The sequence below is a fragment of the Georgenia sp. Z1344 genome (assembly GCF_057652375.1).
Map to the genome: position 1 here is coordinate 262,859 of NZ_CM172728.1, position 22,276 is coordinate 285,134.

Below are 22,276 nucleotides of genomic sequence, written 5' to 3' on the forward strand. Positions count from 1 at the left end.
AAACTACCGCTCACGATGTTCGCCTGAACACCCGCGCACGGCGTGGCCGCAATTGCCGGGACGGGCGGAGCCCGACGGGCGGCCGCGCACCGGCCCGCGCCGCACCCCGAACTACCCTGAGCCGGTGCCACCCACCCCCGCCGCCCTTGAGGTGCGCGACCTGCGCCGCGCGTACGGCGGCCGGGTCGCCGCCGACGGCATCGACCTCACCGCCGCGGCCGGCCAGGTCACCGCGCTGCTCGGCCCCAACGGGGCGGGCAAGACGACGACCGTCGAGTGCTGCGTGGGCCTGCGCCGGCCGGACTCCGGTTCGATCCGCGTGCTCGGCCTCGACCGCGCCGACCCGGCGGCGGCCGGCGAGCTGCGCGAGTCGGTCGGGGTGATGCTGCAGGACGGCGGCCTGCCGATGGCGCCGCGCGCGGGCGACGTCCTCGCGCACGTCACGCGGATGTACGACCATCCCCTCGACCCGCGCGAGCTGCTCGAGCGCCTCGACCTCACCGGCTCCGCGCGTACCCCAGTTCGCCGGCTGTCCGGCGGGCAGCGCCAGCGCCTCGCGCTCGCGTGCGCCGTGGTGGGCCGCCCACGGCTCGTGTTCCTCGACGAGCCGAGCGCCGGGCTCGACCCGCGCTCGCGCCGCGAGACCTGGTCGCTCGTGCGCGAGCTGCGGGCCGACGGCGTCGCGATCGTGCTGACCACCCACCTCATGGACGACGCCGAGCAGCTCGCCGACGAGGTCGTCGTCGTCGATGCCGGGAAGGTCGTCGCCTCGGGCGCGCCGGGCGACCTGGCCGGGCACGCGGTGGTCGACGCCTACGCCCCCGCGAACCGCCCCACCGCGGACTGGGCACGCGACCTCGCCGGGGAGCTCGCCTCGGCCGGGCGGCGCGACCTCGCGGACGCCACCACCGCCCACGACGACGCCGCCCGCGTGCTCCTCTCCCCCGGCACGCGCGGTCCGGACGCGCGTGACGTGGCCGCCGTCGCCTCGGCCGCGGACCTCGTGGCGCGCCGGGTGTCCGGGGTGGCCGGCGCAACCGATGTCGAACGTGCGGGTCTGGAGCCGACCCACGCTAACCCCGCCGGCCACGCGCGCGTCGAGATCGTCGCGGGCAGGCGCACCCTCGAGGACGCGTTCCTCGAGCTCACCGGCCGCTCGCTGCGGACCGACCAGGACCGTCCCGGGTCCGCGGACGAGGCGGCTCCCACCGGCAGCTCGGCCCGTCGTCGTCGGAGGTCCCGATGAGCCCCGCGCTGCGCCGGGCCCTCGCCCAGGCCCGCTTCGACACGATCGGCACGCTGCGCAACGGCGAGCAGCTGCTGCTCACCCTCCTCATGCCGATCGGGGCGCTGATCGGGCTCGTCATCACCGGCATCGTCGACCTCCCGCTCTCCGACTCCGGCCAGGAGCACGGCGCGGCCCTCGGCTCGGCCCTCGCGCTGGCGATCAGCGCCGCGGGTCTGCCGTCGGTGGCGATCGCGCTCGCGTTCGACCGGCGCTGGGGCGTGCTGCGCCAGCTGGCCACCACGCCGCTCGGGCCGCGGGGCCTCCTGGCGGGTCGGGCGGGCGCGGTGCTCGCGCTCGTCGTCGTCCAGGTCGTGCTGCTCACCGCGACCGCACTGGTGGTCGGCTGGCGGCCGGACCTCGGCGCGTGGCCGGTCACCGTGCCCGTCGGCCTGCTGACGGTGCTCCTCGGGACGGCGGCGTTCACCGGCTTCGGCGTCATCGTCGGCGGGACGCTGCGCGCGGAGGCCGTCCTCGCGATCTCCAACACCCTGTGGGTCCTGCTCGCCGCCGGCGGCGGGGTCCTCGCCCCGACGTCGACCTACCCCGACTGGTGGGGCGCGATCGTCTCGGTCACCCCGTCCGGCGCGCTCGGCGAGGCGCTCCGCTCGCTCGCGACGCCGGGCTCCCCCGACTGGCTCTCCGTCGCGATCCTCGCGGCGTGGGCGGTCGTGCTGCCCGTGGTCGCCGCCCGCGTGGTCCGCTGGCAGGAGTGACCCCCGCGGGCTCCCCCAGCTGGTCGAGAGTGCGGGTCAGGCCGGGGTCAGCCGGTCCGTCGGCAGCGCGAGCTCGATCGTCCGCGTGAGGTCGAGGGCCTTGGCCACGTGCGCGGTCATGTCCTCCATCGCTCGCGCGACCACCACGACGTCCCGACGCAGCTCGACGATCCGCACGGCGACCTGCTCGCCGTCGACCTCGAGCCACCAGCTCTCCGCGAGGTAGCCGAGCCCCAGCTCCTCGAGGAGCGTCTCGGCCTCGTCCAGCTCGGACGCCGGGCCGCGGCGTCGGTGGAGGCGGTCGAACGGGACGAACAGTCCGTCGGTGGTCATGCCGAGGTACCCGACGTGCTCGCCGTCGTCGGGCCGGACATGGTCGAAGGAGGTCAGGTCGGACATACCGGGCGGGCCTGTCGGCACGCCGGCCGTCGGGCCGCCCGCGGGGTGCTCGTTCACGCCCTCGACGCTAGCGACGTCACCCCGATCGGCAAGGGAAATCTCCGCCGCCGGACGTACCCTGGGCGGGTGAGCGCAGCGCCCCCCACCGACCAGGCCCCCACGTCGCAGCACGGCGGAGGCGGTCCGGTCCGGCCCTCGCGCCGCGACCTCGTCTCGCCGCTCACGTGGTGGGTCGCGGTCGCCAACCTCGTGTGCCAGATCGGCATCATCGTCACCGGCGGGCTCGTCCGCGTCACCGGCTCCGGCCTGGGCTGCTCGACCTGGCCGATGTGCGAGCCAGGACAGTTCACGCCCGTCTTCCACGAGGAGACGAGCTACCACGCGTTCATCGAGTTCGGGAACCGCACGCTGACCGGCGTGCTCGGCGTCGTCGCGCTCGCGCTGGTCGTCCTCGTGTGGCGCACGGAGCCCACCCGGCGCCGCCCCGACCGTCTCCACGCCCTCGCGCTCGCCCCGCTCGCGGGCGTCATCCTCCAGGCGGTCATCGGCGGCATCACGGTGCTCCTCGACCTGCACCCGGCGGTCGTCGGCCTGCACATGTACGTCTCGCTCGGCCTCGTCGCGTTCTCCACCTACCTGCTGGTCCGCCTCGCGTCGCCGGACACCGAGCCGCGCCCGCTGCTCGACGCACGGACCCGGACGTTCGTCGTCGTGCTCGTGGCTCTGGCCGCCGTCATGACCGTCCTCGGCACGATCGTCACGGGCGCCGGACCGCACTCCGGCGACGACACCCACCCCTACCGCTGGGCCCTCGACCCGCTCGCCATCACCCGCGCGCACGCGTGGACGGTGTACGCGTTCACGGCGGTCCTCGTCGTCGTGCTCCTTCTTCTCCTCCGACGACGACGCGCGCAGCCCGCTCTCGGCCGCGCCGTCACGGCGGCCTGGACGCTCGTCGGCCTCACCGTGGCGGGCGCGGTGACCGGCATCGTCCAGCACAACATGGGGCTTCCCGGCGGGCTCGTCATCCTGCACATGCTCATCGCGGCGCTCGTCGTCGGGGCGACCACGTGGCTGTGGGCCTCGACGGTCGACCGCTGGGCGTCGACAGGGGACCTCGACCTCGGGACCCCGTCGTCCGTGCCCTCGAACGGCCGATAACCTCGACCGCATGACGATCGTCCACGAGGCGTTCCGGGGCGCCGACGGCAGCGCAGGCGTGCTCCTGCGAGCCGACTCGGCCAGCGGCACGCGGTTCCTCACCTGCTTCGTCGAGCCCGGCGACACCCTGTACCGGGTCGCGATCCGGGTGGTCCACCCCGGGCGGCCCGACCAGTGGACGTCGCTCGAGATGGCCGACCACGTGGGCGGCACGATCGCCACGCTCGGCGCCCGCGAGGTCGCGCCCGGGTCGATCCCCAGCTACGCCGACATCCTCGTGGTCGAGGACCTCGTGGCCGCCGGGCAGGACGGCTACGAGTGGAACCGGCTCGACGAGTCGACGCTCGGCACGCTGCACGCCGCGCTCCGCCGCGGCGAGGAGGGTGAGGTGGACGGCCTCGACGGCGCGCCGATCGCCGCCACCCCGTACGTCCTCGAGCTCGAGGGGCAGGCGACGTACTCGTTCTGGGTCGCCGACGGCCAGGTCGTCGTGTCCGACTGGGCCGGCGCGTTCAGCTACCGGGTCGCGGACCTCGACGCCGCGCTCGAGGGGTCGAGCAAGGACGTGGCGACGCACGCCGAGGCCTGGGTCCGCGGGCCCGGCAGTCGCTGAGGCGTCGTCGAACCACGATCAGTAGCCGTGGATCGTCGCCGGCTCCCCCACCGGCATGTCCCAGGCCGACGCGAGCAGGGCCGGCAGCCGGGTCGGGAGGTCGCGGGGGCTGAACAGGGTGCCGCGCCCGGCGGCCTCGGTCATCTCGTCCGCCGACCACCAGCGGATCGTCCGGTTGTCCACCGACACGCGCTCCCGCACGGGGACCTGCGCCATCGTCGCGACGTCGCCGGTCCCGGGCAGCGGCTCCTCCCGCAGCATGGTCGGTCCGCCGGGCCGGGCGACGGCAGCCATTGGCGCCGGCGCAGACTCCGCCACCGGCGCGGGCTCGAAGTGGGGCACACGCACGAGGTAGACCTCGTCGACGACCTCACCGCCGCCGTTCGGTCCGGCCGGCGCGGTGGGCACGTGCTGGATCCAGGCGAGGTCGCGCAGCGCACCCTCGGCGAGGCGCAGCCCGGTCGCGGCATGGAGCGCGCGTCGCAGGACAGGCTCCGGGGCCTCGCCCATGGCGGCGGGCCCGCCCGGAGCCGCCCAGACGGTCCCCGCGCGGCTCTGATCAGCGACGAGAAGGACTCGGCCGGCGCCGTCGACGAGCAGCGCGCGGCACGACCGTTCGTAGGAGAGCTCAGCGTGCATCGTTCGATCATCACCGACGACTCCCACCCCTCGCATCCCCTCGACGGGTGAGGTTTGCCCTCCGGACATCCTCCTGCCCGCGAGTCCGCGGCGACACGCCGACGACGCGACACGCCGAACGCGTTCCGTGCTCCACGACGTCGGCGCGGTCGGCCTCGAGCACCGGACCGATTCCTAGACTGGTCGGGTCCGGCAGCTCGACCGAAGGGGCAGTGTTCCCGTGCGGGTGATCAGCTGGAGCCGCGGCCGGCCCGCCACCGATATCGCCGAACACGCCTCGGCCGACGCCGACCGCGCCCTCGCCGCCGCCCGCTCCCTGCTCGGCCGCGACGACCTGGTCCTCGTGCCGGCCAGGGACCGCACGGCGTCGTCGTTCCGGATCCTCGTCGTCGGGGACACGATCCTCACGTTCCCGTCGCGCGACCTCGAGACCGACTGGCACACAGCGATCGCGCGGCCGCCGGACGACGCGACGGTGCGGGTGGACCTCACCTACGACGACACGGCCGGCCTCGTCGAGCTGACCTACGCCGGCCCCGACGGCGAGCGGTACGTGGTCCTCGACGAGGATGACGACGACGCGGACCTCGAGGACGCCTACGGGATGAGCAGGGGCGCGCCGCTGCCCTTCGAGACACCCGACCTCCACCGGGGCGGCTCACGACCCGGCGAGTTCCTCGCGGCCGCGTCGCACTGGATCTTCGGCCGGCGCGTCGACGACCTCGACCCGCTCGCGTCCGCCGGGCATCACATCCGGATCGGGAACGCCCCGACGACGAGACCCCCGACGACGACGAACGACCCGTCGCCGGAGGGACCGCGCGCTCCCACGACTCCCGAGCGGCCAACGAACACCACGACCACGACTCAACTGCCGAACTCCGCGAAGCGAGCGGCCACCCGCGCCCAGATCGCGATCGCCCGCTGGAGCCCGCTGGTCATCGCCGTCGTGCTCATCGTCGTCGGCGCGATCGGCGGCCTGGTGACCGACGACCTGCCGACCGGCCTGATCCTCGGCGCGGTGCTGGCCGTGCTCATCGGGGTGCCGGCCTGGCTCCTCATGCGCTACCTGCTGCGGCACGAGGAGACAAAGCTCGGCTCCCGTCGGTGACGGGAAGGCCCGCGGCTATCGGTGCTCGGGCGGGAGGCCGGTCAGTGCGCCGTCGGGCGATCCGTCGGTGGACCGGTAGCGCCGCAGCGTCCACGGGGCGTCGGCGGGCCGCAGGTCGGCCCACCCCCGCGCGCGGGAGGTCTCGGCGGCGAGCAGGCCGAGCGTCGTGGCGCCGTTGTGGATCCGGCCGTCGAGGACGGCGGCGACGGCGTCGGCGAGCGGCACCCAGCGCGGCACCATCTCGGACTCCTCGTCCTCGCGCTCGTGGCGCTCTCCCGCGGGCACCTCGGTGAGGTCGCGGGCGAGCAGGACGCGGACGCACTCGTTGGTGGCGCCGGGCGAGAGCAGGACGTCGGCGAGGACGTGCCAGCTGCCGGCGCGCAGGTCGGCCTCCTCTGCGAGCTCGCGGCGACCGGCCTCGACCGGGTCCTCGCCGGGGACGTCGAGCAGCCCGGCGGGGATCTCGTGCAGGAACGCGCGCGAGGCGTGCCGGTACTGGGAGACGAGGAGGACCTCGGGGGCGTCGTCGTCGCCCCGCAGGGCCACGATGGCGACGGCGCCGGGGTGGACGAGGTACTCGCGGCGCACCGTCGGCCCGCCGGGGCTCAGCTCGACGGTGTCCCCGACGATGTCGAAGATCCGGCCCTCGAGCAGGCGGTCGGCCTGGACCACGTGGCGCTGGTCGTCGGCGTCGGCGAGGCGCTCACCGGTCACGCGTCGTCCCCGCCCTGAGCCGCACTCTCGACGGAAGAACCGCCGGCCTCGACCGCACTCTCGACGGGAGACGAGGAGCCACCACCCTGACCCGCACTCTCGACCGAGGAGTCGTCGATCTCGAGGAGCCGGGTGGCGCGCTGCCGCTCGACGGCCGCACCGATGAGCCCGGCGAACAGCGGGTGGGCCCGCGTCGGCCGCGACTTGAACTCCGGGTGCGCCTGGGTGGCCACGTAGTAGGGGTGCTGCTCGCGGTCGAGCTCGACGAACTCCACCAGGTTCCCCTCGGGCAGCGTCCCGGTCACCCGCAGGCCGACGCCCTCGAGACGCTCGCGGTAGGCGTTGTTGACCTCGTAGCGGTGCCGGTGCCGCTCGGAGACCTCGGTCGCGCCGTAGGTCTCGGCCACCACGGACCCCGGGGTCAGCGCGGCCTTGTAGGAACCGAGGCGCATCGTGCCACCCATGTCCCCCTCGGCGCCCTCGACGAACCGCACCTGCTCGTCCATCGTCGCGATGACGGGCTCGTCGGTGCCCGGGTGGAACTCCGTCGAGCTGGCGCCCTCGAGACCGAGCAGCGAGCGGGCCGCCTCGATGACCATGCACTGCAGCCCGAGGCAGATGCCGAGCGTGGGCACCTGGTTCTCGCGCGCCCAGGTCAGCGCACCGAGCTTGCCCTCGATCCCGCGCACGCCGAACCCGCCGGGCACGAGCACGGCGTCGACCCCGGACAGGGCCTCGCGCGCGCCCTCGGGGGTGTCGCACCGGTCGGACTCGACCCAGCGGATGTTCGCGTGGGAGCGGTGCTCGAACGCGCCGGCGCGGATGGCCTCGGTGACGGAGAGGTAGGCGTCGGGCAGGTCGATGTACTTGCCGACGAGGGCCACCTCGACGTCGTGCCGCGGGTGGTTGACCCGGTCGAGGAGGCGGTCCCACTCGGTCCAGTCGACGTCGCGGAACGCGAGGCCGAGGCGCCGCACCACGTAGGCGTCGAGGCCCTCGGAGTGCAGCACGCGGGGGATCTGGTAGATCGAGGGGGCGTCGGGGCACTCGACGACGGCCTCACGGTCGACGTCGCACATCGACGCGATCTTGTTCTTCACGCCCTCGGGCAGCGCGCGGTCCGTGCGGCACACGAGCGCGTCGGGCTGGATACCGATCGAGCGCAGCTCGGCCACAGAGTGCTGGGTGGGCTTGGTCTTCAGCTCGCCGGAGGCCGCGATGTAGGGCACGAGCGAGACGTGGAGGAAGAACACGTGCTCGCGCCCGACGTCCTGGCGCACCTGCCGCGCGGCCTCGAGGAACGGCTGGGACTCGATGTCGCCGACGGTCCCGCCGATCTCGGTGATGATGATGTCCGGCGGCTCGCTGCCGTCGGTGGGCGCGGCCTGCGCACGCATCCGCGCCTTGATCTCGTCGGTGATGTGCGGGATGACCTGCACGGTGTCCCCGAGGTACTCGCCGCGCCGCTCGCGCGCGATGACCTCGGAGTAGACCTGGCCGGTGGTCGCGTTCGCGCGGCCCGAGAGCTCGATGTCGAGGAAGCGCTCGTAGTGGCCGATGTCGAGGTCGGTCTCGGTGCCGTCCTCGGTGACGAACACCTCGCCGTGCTGGAACGGGTTCATCGTGCCCGGGTCCACGTTGATGTACGGGTCGAGCTTCTGCATGACGACCCGCAGGCCGCGCGAGCGCAGCAGCCGGCCGAGCGAGGAGGCCGTGAGGCCCTTGCCGAGGGAGGACACCACCCCACCGGTCACGAAGATCTGCTTGGGGACCGAGGTGCCGGGCAGCGGCCGGTGCGAAGTGGGTGCCACGGGCTTCGAGACTAGCAGCGCGTGCCGGGGCCGTAGGCGGACTCGAGCTGGCGGTACAGGTCACCCTCCGTGGGCAGCTCGCCGGACCGCTCGCGCGCGAGGCCCCGCAGCCGGTTCGCGACGTCGGCGTCGAGAAGAACCTGCCCGACGCCGGAGCTCACCTCGGCCGCGTCGCGGCCGGTCAGGAGGGCTGCTCCCCCGACGACGAGACCCGTCCCCCCGACGTCCGTCGCCACGACGGCGGCGCCCGCGTGCATCGCCTCCCCCAGGGAGATCGGCTGCCCCTCCCACACCGAGGTCGAGACGACGACGTCGGCGGCGGCGAGCAGGTCGGGAATGTCCGACCGGGCGCCGAGGACCCGCACGGGCGCGCCGGCCTCGGTCGCGGCGGCGGAGACCTCGGGGCCGAGCGGTCCGCCGCCGGCGATGCACCACTGGGCGGCGGGCGCGCCGTCCTCCCGCGTGGGCAGGAGGTCCTCGGTGAGCGCGGCGGCGTCGACGAGGAGGTCGAGGCCCTTCTGGGGGGCGAGCCGGGCCACGGCGAGGACGAGGCGCTGGCCGTCGAGCAGGCCGAGGTCGCGGCGGACCTGGTCCGCCGGGGTGGTGGCGGGGCGCGGCTCGGGGGCGGGGATGACGGCGACCTCGACGCACCGGGCGCCGAGGCGGCGGGCGCGGTCGGCGAGGTCGGGGGCGACGGGCAGGACGACGTCGGCGCCGCGCGCGACGACCGCCTCGAGCCCGGCGGCGATCGCGCGGACGCGGGCGGACCCGACGGCGAGGTTGTGCTCGGTGACGACGAGGCGGGGGCGGTCGGGCAGCGAGCGGGTCGCGAGGACGGCGGCGGCGCCGGCGCGCAGGCCGTGGGCGTGGACGACATCGGCGCCCGCGGCGAGGTGCCGCAGCCGGCGCACGGTGGCGGCGTCGGCGGCCGAGGGGCGGTCGCGCAGGTCGATGGTGGCGGTGGGGACGGTGGCGCCCGCGACGACGTCGGCCGGGCCGGCCATGCGGACGTCGTGCCCGGCGCCGGTCAGCACGTCGATCGCCTGGGCCACGTGGCGGGCCACGCCCCCGGTGGTCGTGCCGGTCACCTGGAGGATCCTCATGCGTGTCCCTTCCCTGGGTCGGCGGGGCGGTCCGCCTCGTCATCGGTCGCGGAGGTGCGGGGTTCGTCGTCGCGGGTCTCGTCGTCGTGCGAGGTGGTCGCGTCCCCGCCGGTCCCTCTCCCCCGGCGGCGGAGGAGCTGGAGCGCCTGGCGGTCGGCGACGAGCATGACCCCGACCCAGAGAGCGAGCGCCACGAGGCCGCCCGCGAGGACGGCGAGCACCGCCCGGAGCAGGCCGTCGCCGAGCGCGAGGTCGGTGACCCACCGCCCGGCGAGGCCGGCGAGCGCGGCGCCGAGGACGGCCGTCGCGGCGGTGCGGACGAGCCCGGAGAGGGCCGGGCCGCCGAGTGCGCGGGCGAGGCAGATGGCCGCGAGGACCCCGGCGAGCGTCATGCCGGCGCTCGAGGCCGCGGCGAGGAGCGAGAGGAGGGTGCCGCTCGAGGCGCCGGCGGCGGCGAGGCCCGCAACCACGGTGGCGAGGGCGGTGACGAGCCAGCCGACGAGGGCGGGGATCGTGGCGAGGCGGGCGCGATGGACGGCGTAGAGCGAGCGCTGGGCGTGCAGGAGGAGCGCGAAGCCGGGCAGGCCGAGGGCGAGGACGGTGAGGGTGGGGGTCATGCCCGGCATGTCGAACCGGGCGGAGAAGACGGCGGTGACGGCGGGAGCGACGGCCACGAGCGCGCCCGCGCCGAGCGCCCCGGCGGCGACGACGGCACGCGCCGAGCGGGCGACCACGGGGGCGGCGCGGGCCACGGAGTCGGCGGCGAGCTCGGCGATGCGGGGCGCCATGGCCGTGACGAGCGGGACGGCGAGCACCGCGTACGGCAGGAGGTAGGCGGCCTGCGCGTACTGCCACACGTTGTAGCTGCCGGGCACGGCGGAGGTGGCGCGCAGGACCGCGAGGACGGCGACCTGCTGGGCGAGCAGCGCGGTGAGGCCGGCACCGGCGAGGGCGAGGGCGCGGCGGCGCAGGTCGGCGCCGAGCGCGAGCGTGGGGCGCCACCGCAGGCCGAGGCCGCGCAGGGCGAGGGCGGGCGCGAGGCTCATCGCGAGGACGCCGGCGGTGGTGCCCCAGCCGAGGATCGCGACCATCGTGGGGGCGATCGTCGCGGGGTCGTCGGTGGCGGGGCCGCCGAGCAGCCCGACGGCGCCGTACGTCGCGATGACCACGAGCGAGGAGAGCAGGGGGGCGAGGGCCGGCCAGGCGAACCGGTGGTGGGCCTGCGCGACGCCCGTGAGGACCGTGCCCACCCCGTAGAGCGGCACCTGGACGGCGAAGATCCGCAGGAAGGTGGCGGTGAGGTCGAGGCTCTCGGCCGGGGCGTCGGAGCCGAGGAGGAGCCCGGCGAGCGGGCGGGCGAGGACGGCCACGAGGAGGCCGACCGGCGCGAGGATCGCGATCGTCCAGCTGAGCAGGGCGGACGCCCGGCGGCCGGTCTCGTCGCGCAGGCCTTGGGCGAGGGGCGCGGCGAGGAGCGGGACGACGAGGCCGACGAGCGCCCCGCCGGCCGCGATCTCGAAGAGGACGTTGGGGACGGTGTTGGCCTTGGCGTAGGCGTCGGCGGTGGCCGAGCTGCCGAGGACCCAGGACTGGACGAGCCAGCGCGCGAACCCGGCGGCGCGGGAGGCGAGGGTGAGGACGGCGATGAGGCCGGCGGCGCCGAGCGCCCCGGCGAGGACGGGAGAGCCGGCGGTCGTGCGTCGGGACGCCCCCTCGGGGGCGACGTCCGTCGTCGGAGGGTGGCCGGAGCCCGTGCCCGACGTCGATCCGTCGTCGGCGGGTGCGCGCCCGGTCCGTGGCCCGCCCGGGGGGTCCTCGGTGCCCACGGCTCAGGCCGCGCGGCCCGCGCGGTCGATGGCCCGCAGGACGGGCACGGAGTCGATGACGGCGGTGAACGAGATCCGCTCGGAGGCGAGCGTGAGCCCGACGACGGCGCAGAGCGCGATGCCCCGCAGCGCGGCCGACGGGTCCGCCGCGAGCACGACGCCGACGATCGCGCCGAGCGGGTTGGCCCCGGTGTCGCCGAGCATGTCCCGCGCGGCGAGGTCGGCCGGGAGCGTGGCGCCGATGACGCCGAGCGCGCCGGCGGCGAGGGTGGCGCGGCCGGCGGCCGCGTCAGTGGCCCTGGCGGCTGCGGTGGACCTGGGTGCGGTGGAGCCGGCAGCGTCCGGGCCGAGCACCACGGGCGCGAGAGCGACCGGTGCGAGCGCGATCCCGGCCACCTTGAGCGCGCGGCCGGGCCGCAGGTCGAAGAGGTTGGCGAGGTTGGCGCAGCCGGCCACGAGGGCGGCGTCGGCGAGGCGGCCGATGAGCGGCCGCGGGCCCGGGAGCAGCAGGGCGGCCGCGGACGCCCCCGCGCCGACCACCGCGATCTTCAGCGCCCCGGTCGTCACCTCGCCGCGAGCGAGAGCCCCGAGGTGGCCCGTGAGTCCCTTGGCCCGGCCGGTGGGGACGCCGGTGAGGTCCTCGCCGTGGTCGTCGAGGACGCCGGCCGCCGTTGCGGCTCCCCCGGCCGCAGTGGCGGCGAGCGCGAGGCGCGGGCCGACCGGCGTGCAGGGGGCGAGCAGCGGCCCGATCCCGGTGACGGCCGCCCCCGCGGCGAGCCCGCCGAGCAGGGAGACCGGGTCGCCCGCGTGGTTGGTCCGCGTCCACACGTCCGCGCCGCCGGGCGGGCGACGCTCGAGGAGGCGGCGCGCGGCCGCGGAGACGCCGGCACCAAGAGCTGCGGCACCGAGCGCGACGGCCGCAGCGCGCACCCGGCCACCGGCACCTCCACGCGAACCGACGCCGTCACCGCCGCGACCGCCGCGGCCGGCCACCTGGCCGCCCCGTGCCGAGCTCACGACGTCCCGCCCTGGGACGCGCTCTCGCCGGACCCCCCGGTCGGCGACTCCCCGACGGTCGGAGACTCGGGGTCGACCGCGGACGGCTCCCCGTCGGCCAGCCGCTCGGCCGGCGTGGGCGCCGCGGGAGGCAGGACCGCCTCGGCCCCGTCGTCGAACCCGTACTGCTCGACCACTCCGTCGAGCGTGGCGGCCACCGCGAGCGGCGTGAGGACGGCGGAGGAGACAGAGCCGACCGAGTCGACGGTCGTGGCCCCGGGCGCGAGCGAGAGGTCCTCCCGCAGCACGCCGACGAGGTCACGCGTGGACTCGGCGGACCCGACGAGCACGAGCGGCCCCTCGTCCGCCATCGCGCCGTACGCCTGGAGCGCGGTGATGTGCGCGATGCGCTGCTCGGCGGCCTCGGCCTGGACGTCCGGGGTGCCGTCCTCGTCGGAGTCCTCGGCGGGGTCCCCCTCGGGCTCCGGCTCGGCGCGGGCGCCGACGATGACGAGGATGTCGGCGCGGTCCTCCGGGTCCGTCTGAAGGCTGACGAGGTCGGAGCCGGTGCCGAGGATGCGGTCGAGGATCTCGCCGTCGGCCGCCACGTCGTCGATCGCGCCCGTCTCGTCGTGGCCCACGGTCAGGGCGTCGGCGATCGCGCCGCCGAGCACGGCGACCGGGTCGTCGTCCGGGTCGGCGTCGGGGGCGACCTGCTCGACGAGGTCGATGCGCTCGTCGCCCATCGACGGGGTGGTCAGGGCCTCGGACAGGACGCCCTCGACCACGATGTCGGCGCCGGCGGCGGTGAGCGACTCCTCCACGGCGGTGAAGTCGTCGCCGTTGGCGCCGGGGGTGGACAGCAGGGCGACCCGCCCGCCGTCGAGGGTGCCCTCGACGAGTCGCGGCCCGCCCTGCTCGAGCAGGGTGTTGACCGAGTCGAGGTCGCCCTGCGTCTGGGTCAGCTCCTCGCGCATGGCCTCGCGGTCGGCGCGCAGGTCCTGGACCTGGCCGCGCAGCGTGTCGCCGAGGGCGCCGCCGAGCGGTCCCGCGCCGAGCAGGATGCCCACGGCCAGCGCCATGAACACCGCGATCAGCGAGACCACGTGGAACTTGAAGTCGATCATGCGTCTCCCCCGCTACCGGTCGTGCGCACCGTGCGCGTGCCCACGAGGGCCGAGTTCACCCAGCCCATGCTCACCCGGACCCGAACAGCGAGCGCACCCACGCCACGAGGTCGCCCCAGCGCGTGGCGGCGAGCTCGAGGAACGCCTGGCCCGCCGTCGTGGCGAGCACGGCGGCGCCCAGGGCGAGCAGGCCCGCGAGGACGAGCAGCACGAGGAGCCAGCCGGAGATGCGCGTGCGGTAGAGCCGGGAGACGCCCTTGGCGTCGATGAGCTTGGAGCCCACCCGCAGGCGGGTGAGGAAGGTCGACGCCATGCCGGCGCGCCCCTTGTCGAGGAACTCGTTGAGCGTGTTGTGCGTGCCGACGGCCACGATGACGCTCGCGCCCTTCTCGTCGGCGAGCAGCATGGCGACGTCCTCGGACGTGCCGGTGGCGGGGACCACCACGTGGTCGACCCCGAGCTCCTCGACGCGGGCCTGGCCGGGCGCGCGGCCGTCGCGGTAGGCGTGGACGAGGATCTCCGCGCCGGAGCGCAGCGCCTCGTCGGACACGGAGTCCATGTCCCCGACGATCATGTCGAGCCGCAGCCCGAACTCGAGCACCGCGTCGGCCCCGCCGTCGACCCCCACGATGAGCGGGCGGAACTCCCGCACGTAGGGCCGCAGCATCGCGAGGTCCTCCTTGTAGTGGTACCCGCGCACCACGATGAGGACGTGCCGGCCGTCGAACACGGTGCGCACCGCGGGGATCCCGATGCCGTCGATGATGAGGTCCTGCTCGAGCTCGACGTACTCCATCGTGTTCGTCGCGAACTTCTTCAGCTGCTCGGAGATCCCGGCCCGCGCCCGCCGCTGGTCCTCGGCGATCGTCGCGTCGTCCTGGACCACGCCGCGGCCCACGAGCTCGCCGCCGGAGTGGATCGACCCGTCGGGGTGGACATCGACCTGCGAGCCTTCGGAGAGTTCCATCAGGTGCTCGCCGACGTCGTCGACCAGCACGATGCCGGCCTCGACGAGGATCGACGGCCCCGCGTTGGGGTAGCGCCCGGAGGTGGACTCGGCGGCGTTGAGGACGGCCACGGGGCGGGCGGCCACGAGGGACTCGGCGGCGACCCGGTCGATGTCGACGTGGTCGATGACGGCCACGTCGCCGTGGCGCAGGCGGGACGTCAGGCGCTTCGTGCGGGTGTCCACGCGGGCGGGTCCCGCCACTCCCACGGGGTCGGCGGACGATCGCCGCGCCGGTCGCTGGAAGAGCCTCACCGCGTCATGGTGACACGCCGGCCAGCGAGAGCAGCTCTGCCGCGTGTGCGCGCGCCGCGTCGGAGTCATCCTGACCTGCGAGCATGCGGGCCAGCTCGACGACCCTCGCGTCCCCGTGCGCCCGCACCACGTCGGTGACGCCGTCCTCCCCGCGGGTGACGACGAGGTGGTCGGTGGCGAACGCGGCGACCTGGGCGAGGTGGGTGACGACGACGACCTGGTGGCGCTCGGCGAGCCCCGCGAGGCGGCGGCCGACCTCGACGGCTGCGCGGCCGCCGACCCCGGCGTCGACCTCGTCGAACACGAACGTGCGGGCCTCGCCGCCGGCCTCGGTGGCGAGGCAGACCTCGAGGGCGAGCATGACGCGGGAGAGCTCACCGCCCGACGCCGCCTGGCCGAGCGGGCGGGCGGGCGCGCTCGGGTGGGTGGCCAGGGTGAGGACGACCTCCTCGGCACCGTGCGGGCCGGGCTCGGGAAGCTCCTGCAGGTCGATGCCGAGGCGGGCGCCGGGCATGGCCAGGCCCGTGAGCTCGGCGTCGACGGCGGCGGTCAGCCGCTCGGCGGCTGCCCTCCGGGAGGCGGTGAGCGCGGTGGCGGCGCGCTCGCGGGCGGCCTCCGCCTCGGTGACGGCGGCGGCGAGGGCCTCGGGCTCGGCGGCCGGGCCGTCGATCTGCGCGAGGCGGAGGGCGGCCCGCTCGGCCTGCTCGAGGGCCTCGTCGACTCCCCCGACCCCGAGGTCGCGGATGAGGCGGCCGAGCTCGGCGCGGCGGGCGTGCACGGTGTCGAGCGCAGAGGGGTCGGCGTCGAGCCCGTCGAGGTAGCCGGCGAGCTCGACCGCCGCGTCGTCGAGCAGCGGGCCGACGGCGGCGACCCGCTCGGCGAGCGCGGCCAGGGCCGGGTCGTGGCCGCTCGCGGCGGCCAGGGCGTGGGCGGCCTGGGCGACGAGCGCCGAGGCCCCCGGGGTCGCGCTGTCCTCGTCCCCGGCGACGGCGCCGCGTGCCTCGGTCGCGGCGGTCCGTAAGGCCTCGGCGTGCTCGAGGCGCAGGGAGGCGGCGCGCAGCTCCTCGTCCTCGCCCGGGCTGGGGTCGGCGGCGGCGACGAGCTCGGCGACCCGGGTCAGCGCGGCGATCTCCGCGAGGCGGCGGCCCTCGTCGGCGGTGCGCTCCTCGAGGGCGGCCCGCGCGGCGACGACGGCCGCGTGGGCCTCGGCCGCGGCGGTGACGAGCGCCAGGTGGTCGGCGCCGCCGAAGGTGTCGAGGGCGGCGCGCTGCCGGGCGGGCTCGCGCAGGCGGAGCTGGTCGGCCTGGCCATGGACGGTGACGAGGCCGTCCCCGATGTCGGTGAGCAGGGCGGCGGGCACGGTGCGGCCGCCGGCGTGGGCGCGGGAGCGGCCCTGGGCGGAGACGGTGCGGGCCACAAGGAGGACGTCGTCGTCGAGCTCGGCCCCGGCATCCGCCGCAAGGTCGCGGGCCGGCGCATCGTCGGGGACGGACCACTCCCCCTCGACGACGGCGCGCTCCGCCCCGTGCCGCACGATCGCTGGATCCGCCTTGTGCCCGAGGAGGAGCCGCAGCGAGGAGAGGACCATCGTCTTGCCCGCGCCGGTCTCGCCGGTCAGGGCGGTCAGGCCCGGGCCGAGGTCGAGGTGGGCGCGGGCGATGACGCCGAGGTCCTCGATGCTCACGCGCTCGATCACGGGGCCGCCCCCTGGTCCGGTGCGGCGGGGACGCCGTCCTGATCCGGACTATCGACACCGGGTGAGCCCTCGACACCTGGTAAGCCCTTGCCCGTGTCCTCCTGCTGGGCCGCACTGTCGACACCGGGTGAGCCTTCGACACCGGACGCGCTCGAGCCCTGGTCCTGGGGGGACGCGGTCATGAGTCCGCCGCGCCAGCCGGTGACCGGGAGGTCGAACTTGGCCACGAGCCGCCCGGAGAAGGGCGCCTCGCTCAGCAGCGCGAGGAGTGCCGGTCGCGTGCCGCGGCGGACCTCGATGCGCGAGCCGGGCGGGGCCTCGATCGTGCGCCGCCCGTCGCACCGCACGACGGCCGTCCCGCGCGCCTCGGCGAGGATCTCGACCTCGAGCACGGACTCGCGGCCCACGACCATCGGCCGAGTGAACAAGGCGTGCGCGGCCACGGGCACCACGAGCAGCGCCTCGAGGCCGGGCCAGACGATCGGCCCGCCCGCGGAGAAGGCGTAGGCGGTCGAGCCGGTGGGCGTGGCGAGGACGACGGCGTCGCAGGCGAACGTCGACAGCCCGCGACCGTCGACCCCGAGCGCGGCCTCGACCATCCGGCCCTCGGGCCCCTTCTCGACCGCGGCCTCGTTGAGGGCCCACCCGTGGTGGGTGGCGCCGTCGGGCGTGCGGACCGTGACGTCGACGGTCATGCGCTCCTCGACCAGGTAGTCGCGAGCGACGATGCGGCGCACGACCTCCGGCAGCGCCTCGGGCTCGGCCTCCGCGAGGAAGCCGACGTGACCGAGGTTGACGCCGAGCACGGGCACGCCGTGCGGGCGCGCGAGCTCGGTGCCGGTGAGGATCGACCCGTCGCCGCCGAGGACCACGACGAGCTCGGCCCCCTCGACCATGGTGTCCGGCCGGGGCTCGGCGTCGCTCGCGGGGCTGACGGCGCGCACGGACAGCCCGGCCGAGGTCAGTCCCTCGTGCACGGACGTCGCGGCCGCGTGCGCGTCGGGCCGGGTGGGGTGGTAGAGCAGGACGACCTCGCGCGCGCCGCCGCGGGCGGTCTCGCTGGCCCGGTGCTTGGGGGGTTCCGTCATCGTGCGGCCTCCTTCCCGGCGGGTCCCTCGGCGACGGCGGCGCGCGCGGCCTCGGTCAGCGCGTCGCCGGTGAGGGGCTGCTCCGCGTCGCGGCGCAGCGCGACGAAGTACTCGACGTTCCCGGCCGGCCCGGGCAGGGGGCTCGGGACGATCGCCCACGTGTCGAGGCCGAGGGTCTGCGCGGAGCGCGCGACGTCGACCACGGTGGCCGCCCGCTGCTCCGGGTCCCGGACGACTCCCCCGGTGCCGAGCGCGTCCTTCCCGACCTCGAACTGGGGCTTGACCATGAGCAGGAGATCGGCGTCGTCCGAGGCGGCGCCCGCCAGAGCGGGCAGGACGAGTCCGAGGGAGATGAAGGACAGGTCCCCGACGACGAGGCTCGGCGCCGGTGCGACCGCCGCCGGGTCCAGGGTGCGGACGTTCGTGCGCTCGAGGACGGTGACGCGGTCGTCGGTGCGCAGGGACCAGGCGAGCTGCCCGTACCCGACGTCGACGGCGACGACCTCGGCCGCCCCGCGGCGCAGGAGGACGTCGGTGAAGCCGCCCGTGGACGCGCCGGCGTCGAGGCAGCGCCGCCCGGTCGGGTCGATCGGGGTGCCGCGCGCGGCGAGAGCGTCGAGGGCGCCGACGAGCTTGTGGGCGCCGCGGGAGACGTAGTCGTCGACCTGCTCGCTCTCGCGCACGACGATCGCCTGCGCGGGGTCGACCTGACGTGCCGGCTTGACCACGGATTCGCCGTCGAGCGTGACCCGGTGGGCCACGATGAGCTCTGCGGCGTGCTGGCGCGAGCGGGCGAGCTTGCGGCGGACGAGCTCGGCGTCGATGCGCGTCAGGCGCGCCACCTCAGCCGCCGTCCTGGGCCAGTCGGGCCTGGAGCGTGCCGTGCAGGGCCTCGAGGGCGTCCGCCTGGGCGTCGAGGTCCCGCTCGGCGAGGTCCGCGGGCAGGCGGTCGTCGCCGCGGACGGACGCGGGGGTGGGCCGGGGCTGCTCGCTCATCCGGGCCAGGTTATCGCCGCTCGACCACCAGCTCGGGGACCACCTGTGGATCCAGCGGCGCGCCCGCGTCGGCGGAGGCCCAGGCGGCGGCCGCGAGGGCGCGGTAGCCGTCGAGGCTGACGGTGACCGGCGCGGGGGGCGCGCTGCCTGCGGGCGTGCCGAGCGGGGTGGCGGTGCCGGTCCCGTCGTCGAGGTGGAGGACGCCGTCGGCGACGTGCGCGTGGGCGCTGCCGGCCGTCCAGACGGTCGAGGCGGCGGTGGCCGAGTCGGTGCCGGCCGTGTCAGCGCCATCCGATCCGCCTGCGGTCGACCCCGTGACCTCGGGGTGCGCCACGAGGAGGTCGCGCAGGTCGATCGCGAGGTAGGTGGGTCGCTCGATCGGGTCGGCGAGGACGACGTTGCGCGCGTCGTCGACCCCGGTGAGCACGTGCAGCGACGCCATGCCCGCGGACACGGCGCCGCGGATGTCGGTGTCGAGCCGGTCGCCGAGGATGATCGGCGCGGTGCCGCCGGCGCGGCGGGCGGCCGTCTCGAAGATCTCGGGCTCCGGCTTGCCCGTGGAGATCGGCTGCGAGCCGGACACGCGCGCGACGACGTCGACGAACGCGCCGTTGCCGGGGGCGATCCCACCGGGCTTGGGGATGCTGAAGTCGAGGTTGGTGGCGATGTGGGCCGCGCCCCGCTCGATCGCGTAGCAGGCCTCGGCGAGCGGGCCCCAGGACAGGTTCGGGTCCCAGCCCTGGATGACGGCGACCGGCTCGTCGTCGGCCGCCTCCACGATCCGCATGCCGCGCTCGGCGACCGCGGTGCGCAGCCCGGCGCCGCCGACCACGAGGATCGGCGAGCCCTCCGGGAAGCGCTCCGCGAGCAGGGCCGCGCCGGCCTGGGCGGCGGTGACGACCTCGTCCGGCTCGGTCGCGATGCCGAGCTCGGTGAGGTGATCCGCCACCGTGCCCGGCTCGCGCGAGGCGTTGTTGGTGACGAAGCGGGCGGCCAGCCCGCCTTCGCGCGCCGCGGTGAGCGACTCCGCGGCGTGCTCCACGGGGTCGTCGCCCCGGTAGCAGACGCCGTCGAGGTCGATGAGCGCGACGTCGTGCGCGAGGTGCAGGGGCTGGTCGGATCCGCGAAGAGTCACCGGTCCATCGTGCCTGAACCCCGCTCCTCGTCCGCGGGGCGTTCGTCCTGCGGTCCGTCGCCGCCCAGGTCGAACCCGAGGTCGAGCATCCCCTGCTCCGCCTCAGGCTCGGCCTCAGCGTCGTGCTCGGCCTCAACTACGGGCACATGGTCGGCCTCTGCGTTGACCTCAGAGACCGGCTCGTCCTCAGCGTTCTCCTCGGACGTAGGCACCGACTCGACGTCCGCCTCAGGCTCGGCAACCGGCTCCGAATCGGCCTCGGGCTCACCCAGGCGCCCAGCCTCGGCCTCGGGAACCGGCTCCGAATCGGCCTCAGCGGACTCCTCGGACTCGAGCTCCGGTCCACCGGTGTCCTCGTCGCCCGTAGGCGTGGACGACGACTCCTCGGTCGAGTCCTCGTCCGCGGCAGTCGAGTCACCCTCGGCATCGGGCTCGACGGTCTCCTGCGGCGCCGCCGGGCGCGCCGGCGGCTCGTCGTCGATGTCCTCGGGCTGGAGGTCGATGACATCGAAGGAGTCGCTGGCGTCGTCCGTGGGCACGGTGATGCGGCCTCGGAGCTCGGTGGCCTCGTCGGAGCGCCCGACCTCGTCAAGGCGGTCGGCGATCACGGAGTCCAGACGGGACCTGATCGCCGGGTCCTTGATCGCGTCCAGCTGGACGGTGCGCAGGATGAGGAGTCCTGCCTCGTTCTCGCCGAGGTCCGCGCGCGCCCCCGAGGCGACGATCGCTAGCTCGGCCTTCTCAGCGTCCGAGAGCACGGTCGTGTCGGTCTCCGCGATGACACTCAGTGCCCGCTCGGGCCGGCCGAGGCCGCGCTCGCAGTCGGCCTCCATCACGCGGTGGTCGTCCCGGCCGGCCAGGCGGCGTACGGCGCGCAGCTCCTTGAGGGCCTCCGCGAACCGGCCGGTGGCATACGCGGTGATGGCGACGGCCTCGCGAGCCGTGGCCACGCGGCCCGCACCTCGGCCGGCAGCCTGGGCGTGCTCGTAAGCGCGCTCGGGGTCGTCGTCGAGCAGGACGCCCGCCATCACGAGGTGGCGCGCAACCGTGTCCCCGTTGGTCTTCGAGAGCGTGAGGAGCTCGCGGCGCGCGTCGCGGTCGAGCATCTGCGCGGTGATGTCCTCGGGGATGTCCGGCGCCTGCGGGCCGGCCGCACGACGCTCCTGACCCGGGCGACCGTGGCCGACCTGGCGGTCGTTCCGGTCGTCGCGCCGCCCGCGGTCGAAGGAGCGCTCGCCATCGCGACGGGGTCCCCGGTCACCTCGGTCGCCGTAGGAACGCTCGCCGTCACGCCGGGGCGGTCGGTCGTCCCAGCGGCGGCCGCCACCCTGCGGTCGGTCACCGTCACGACGAGGACCCCGGTCATTGCGATCCCCGTAGGAACGCTCGCCATCGCGACGCGGGGGACGGTCCTCCCATCGACGGCCGCCACCCTGGGGGCGGTCACCGTCTCGACGGGGACCGCGGTCACCACGGTCATTCCGGTCGCCGTAGGAACGATCACCATCGCGACGGGGCGGGCGCTCCTCCCAGCGGCGGCCGCCACCCTGCGGTCGGTCACCGTCACGACGGGGACCCCGGTCACCGCGATCATCACGATTGCCGTAGGAACGATCACCATCGCGACGGGGCGGGCGCTCCTCCCAGCGGCGGCCGCCACCCTGCGGTCGGTCACCGTCCCGGCGAGGACCACGGTCGTTGCGATCCCCGTAGGAACGCTCGCCATCGCGACGAGGCGGGCGATCCTCCCACCGACGACCGCCACCCTCGGGGCGGTCTCCGTCCCGGCGAGGACCACGGTCGTTGCGATCCCCGTAGGAACGCTCGCCGTCACGGCGAGGCGGGCGATCCTCCCACCGACGACCGCCACCCTGCGGACGGTCACCATCACGGCGAGGACCACGGTCATCACGATTGCCGAATGAGCGCTGGTCACCGTCATGACGAGGGGGACGGTCCTCCCACCGGCGGCCACCCCGCTGTGCACCGCCACGTGAGCTCGACTGACGACGCTGGTCGTCGTTCCGTCCGCGCTGCGAACCGTTCGACCGATCGGGTCGGCGGTCGTTGTCGTCTGGGGTCTCGCTCACTCTGTTCTCCTGTCGAAGCTGACGCGGTCCTGCTTCACCAGACACGGCCGGCACTCTCGGGTGGAGCGCTCGACGCCGGATCTCGTCTGCCCGCGAACCCCGAACACTACGGGAGGCGGCACGCGCACAGAAGGACGACCGACGGTGACGCTGGCTCCACATTCGGCCCGCACAGACGCTCTCGTCCTGATCGACGTCAACGTTGGACCACGAAGCACTCCGTGTGACCGACACAAAAGTACGGAGAAACGCGAAAGGCCCCCACCTGGTGGTGGGGGCCTTTCGGTAATGGTGTGTACGGCGGTGTCCTACTCTCCCGCACGGTCTCCCGTGAAGTACCATCGGCGCTGAGGGGCTTAGCTTCCGGGTTCGGAATGGGACCGGGCGTTTCCCCCTCGCTATTGCCGCCGTAACCTGGCGGAACCAATCATCCAGTTATCAACCCACACACACGCAGCCAACCCGCAAGGGGTGTGCTGGTGTCTGGGGGTGGGTGGTTCCAGAACCGT

General features: G+C 75.3%; 21 protein-coding genes and 1 rRNA gene. 6 read left to right on the forward strand and 16 right to left on the reverse strand.

Annotated elements, in window-relative coordinates; genetic code table 11:
* The first annotated feature begins 124 nt into the window (after positions 1-124).
* Both AC24FB_RS01185 and AC24FB_RS01190 read left to right on the forward strand, forming a co-directional pair.
* Positions 125-1,246: an ABC transporter ATP-binding protein gene (locus AC24FB_RS01185; protein WP_425715741.1), complete on the forward strand. Its 1,122-nt coding sequence runs from the start codon at positions 125-127 to the stop codon at positions 1,244-1,246.
* Positions 1,243-2,001 (forward strand): ABC transporter permease, encoded by a 759-nt coding sequence (locus AC24FB_RS01190; protein WP_425715742.1) that lies wholly within the window; start codon positions 1,243-1,245, stop codon positions 1,999-2,001. The genes AC24FB_RS01185 and AC24FB_RS01190 overlap by 4 nt, the downstream gene beginning before the upstream one ends.
* 36 nt (positions 2,002-2,037) lie before the next feature.
* Here the strand turns inward: AC24FB_RS01190 and AC24FB_RS01195 are convergent, their stop codons facing one another.
* On the reverse strand, positions 2,038-2,457 hold the full coding sequence (locus AC24FB_RS01195) for a serine/threonine protein phosphatase (RefSeq protein WP_425715743.1): 420 nt from the start codon (positions 2,455-2,457) through the stop codon (positions 2,038-2,040).
* 69 nt (positions 2,458-2,526) lie between these two features.
* Between AC24FB_RS01195 and AC24FB_RS01200 the strand changes: the two genes are divergently transcribed.
* Together AC24FB_RS01200 and AC24FB_RS01205 are read left to right on the forward strand one after the other, a co-directional pair.
* Complete coding sequence (locus AC24FB_RS01200) at positions 2,527-3,561, forward strand: COX15/CtaA family protein (RefSeq protein ID WP_425715744.1); 1,035 nt, start codon at positions 2,527-2,529, stop codon at positions 3,559-3,561.
* 10 nt (positions 3,562-3,571) lie between these two features.
* Positions 3,572-4,174 carry a hypothetical protein gene (locus AC24FB_RS01205; RefSeq protein WP_425715745.1) on the forward strand — a complete coding sequence of 201 codons (603 nt, stop codon included), beginning with the start codon at positions 3,572-3,574 and terminating at the stop codon, positions 4,172-4,174.
* Positions 4,175-4,192: 18 nt separating this feature from the next.
* On the opposite strand, the gene AC24FB_RS01210 is transcribed toward AC24FB_RS01205, so the two are convergent.
* Positions 4,193-4,813 carry an NUDIX hydrolase gene (locus AC24FB_RS01210; RefSeq protein WP_425715746.1) on the reverse strand — a complete coding sequence of 207 codons (621 nt, stop codon included), beginning with the start codon at positions 4,811-4,813 and terminating at the stop codon, positions 4,193-4,195.
* 226 nt (positions 4,814-5,039) lie between these two features.
* On the opposite strand from AC24FB_RS01210, the gene AC24FB_RS01215 reads away from it, so the two are divergent.
* The gene (locus AC24FB_RS01215) at positions 5,040-5,924 is read left to right on the forward strand and encodes a hypothetical protein (RefSeq protein WP_425715747.1); all 885 of its coding nucleotides are present in this window, start codon (positions 5,040-5,042) and stop codon (positions 5,922-5,924) included.
* Positions 5,925-5,939: 15 nt separating this feature from the next.
* Here the strand turns inward: AC24FB_RS01215 and AC24FB_RS01220 are convergent, their stop codons facing one another.
* The 13 genes from AC24FB_RS01220 to AC24FB_RS01280 form a co-directional block, all read right to left on the reverse strand.
* The gene (locus AC24FB_RS01220; RefSeq protein WP_425715748.1) at positions 5,940-6,638 is read right to left on the reverse strand and encodes an NUDIX domain-containing protein; all 699 of its coding nucleotides are present in this window, start codon (positions 6,636-6,638) and stop codon (positions 5,940-5,942) included.
* Entirely contained in the window at positions 6,635-8,449 is a 1,815-nt protein-coding gene (pyrG, locus tag AC24FB_RS01225) for a CTP synthase (RefSeq protein WP_425715749.1), read from the reverse strand. The genes AC24FB_RS01220 and pyrG overlap by 4 nt, the downstream gene beginning before the upstream one ends.
* Before the next feature lie 11 nt (positions 8,450-8,460).
* Complete coding sequence (locus AC24FB_RS01230; protein ID WP_425715750.1) at positions 8,461-9,552, reverse strand: glycosyltransferase family 4 protein; 1,092 nt, start codon at positions 9,550-9,552, stop codon at positions 8,461-8,463.
* Positions 9,549-11,378 carry a murein biosynthesis integral membrane protein MurJ gene (gene murJ, locus AC24FB_RS01235; RefSeq protein WP_425715751.1) on the reverse strand — a complete coding sequence of 610 codons (1,830 nt, stop codon included), beginning with the start codon at positions 11,376-11,378 and terminating at the stop codon, positions 9,549-9,551. Before murJ ends, AC24FB_RS01230 begins: the two co-directional genes overlap by 4 nt.
* A 3-nt stretch (positions 11,379-11,381) precedes the next feature.
* A complete protein-coding gene (locus AC24FB_RS01240) occupies positions 11,382-12,308 on the reverse strand; it encodes a hypothetical protein (protein ID WP_425715752.1) in 927 nt (308 codons plus the stop codon).
* A gap of 83 nt (positions 12,309-12,391) precedes the next feature.
* Complete coding sequence (locus AC24FB_RS01245; protein WP_425715754.1) at positions 12,392-13,501, reverse strand: copper transporter; 1,110 nt, start codon at positions 13,499-13,501, stop codon at positions 12,392-12,394.
* A 70-nt stretch (positions 13,502-13,571) separates the two neighbouring features.
* Entirely contained in the window at positions 13,572-14,762 is a 1,191-nt protein-coding gene (gene steA, locus AC24FB_RS01250) for a putative cytokinetic ring protein SteA (RefSeq protein ID WP_425715755.1), read from the reverse strand.
* A gap of 4 nt (positions 14,763-14,766) precedes the next feature.
* On the reverse strand, positions 14,767-16,446 hold the full coding sequence (recN, locus tag AC24FB_RS01255; RefSeq protein WP_425715756.1) for a DNA repair protein RecN: 1,680 nt from the start codon (positions 16,444-16,446) through the stop codon (positions 14,767-14,769).
* A gap of 8 nt (positions 16,447-16,454) precedes the next feature.
* On the reverse strand, positions 16,455-17,546 hold the full coding sequence (locus tag AC24FB_RS01260) for an NAD kinase (protein WP_425715757.1): 1,092 nt from the start codon (positions 17,544-17,546) through the stop codon (positions 16,455-16,457).
* Positions 17,543-18,388, reverse strand: a complete 846-nt coding sequence (locus tag AC24FB_RS01265; protein WP_425715758.1) for a TlyA family RNA methyltransferase — start codon at positions 18,386-18,388, stop codon at positions 17,543-17,545. The genes AC24FB_RS01260 and AC24FB_RS01265 overlap by 4 nt, the downstream gene beginning before the upstream one ends.
* A gap of 1 nt (position 18,389) precedes the next feature.
* The gene (locus AC24FB_RS01270) at positions 18,390-18,542 is read right to left on the reverse strand and encodes a hypothetical protein (protein ID WP_425715759.1); all 153 of its coding nucleotides are present in this window, start codon (positions 18,540-18,542) and stop codon (positions 18,390-18,392) included.
* Positions 18,543-18,552: 10 nt separating this feature from the next.
* A complete protein-coding gene (locus AC24FB_RS01275) occupies positions 18,553-19,677 on the reverse strand; it encodes an HAD-IIA family hydrolase (RefSeq protein ID WP_425715760.1) in 1,125 nt (374 codons plus the stop codon).
* Entirely contained in the window at positions 19,674-20,783 is a 1,110-nt protein-coding gene (locus AC24FB_RS01280) for a hypothetical protein (RefSeq protein ID WP_425715761.1), read from the reverse strand. The genes AC24FB_RS01275 and AC24FB_RS01280 overlap by 4 nt, the downstream gene beginning before the upstream one ends.
* A 72-nt stretch (positions 20,784-20,855) precedes the next feature.
* Between AC24FB_RS01280 and AC24FB_RS01285 the strand changes: the two genes are divergently transcribed.
* A complete protein-coding gene (locus AC24FB_RS01285) occupies positions 20,856-21,602 on the forward strand; it encodes a hypothetical protein (RefSeq protein WP_425715762.1) in 747 nt (248 codons plus the stop codon).
* A 460-nt stretch (positions 21,603-22,062) separates the two neighbouring features.
* Here AC24FB_RS01285 and rrf read toward each other — a convergent pair.
* Positions 22,063-22,179 (reverse strand): 5S ribosomal RNA (rrf, locus tag AC24FB_RS01290).
* Positions 22,180-22,276 lie beyond the last annotated feature (97 nt).

What these genes read in the sequence shown, in the direction of transcription:
- AC24FB_RS01190 (WP_425715742.1), top strand. Translation starts at nt 1,243, where the DNA reads ATGAGCCCCGCGCTGCGCCGGGCCCTCGCCCAGGCCCGCTTCGACACG.
- AC24FB_RS01205 (WP_425715745.1), top strand. Translation starts at nt 3,572, where the DNA reads ATGACGATCGTCCACGAGGCGTTCCGGGGCGCCGACGGCAGCGCAGGC.
- AC24FB_RS01210 (WP_425715746.1), bottom strand. Translation starts at nt 4,813, where the DNA reads ATGCACGCTGAGCTCTCCTACGAACGGTCGTGCCGCGCGCTGCTCGTC.
- AC24FB_RS01230 (WP_425715750.1), bottom strand. Translation starts at nt 9,552, where the DNA reads ATGAGGATCCTCCAGGTGACCGGCACGACCACCGGGGGCGTGGCCCGC.
- AC24FB_RS01245 (WP_425715754.1), bottom strand. Translation starts at nt 13,501, where the DNA reads ATGATCGACTTCAAGTTCCACGTGGTCTCGCTGATCGCGGTGTTCATG.
- AC24FB_RS01260 (WP_425715757.1), bottom strand. Translation starts at nt 17,546, where the DNA reads ATGACGGAACCCCCCAAGCACCGGGCCAGCGAGACCGCCCGCGGCGGC.
- AC24FB_RS01270 (WP_425715759.1), bottom strand. Translation starts at nt 18,542, where the DNA reads ATGAGCGAGCAGCCCCGGCCCACCCCCGCGTCCGTCCGCGGCGACGAC.
- AC24FB_RS01280 (WP_425715761.1), bottom strand. Translation starts at nt 20,783, where the DNA reads ATGCTCGACCGCGACGCGCGCCGCGAGCTCCTCACGCTCTCGAAGACC.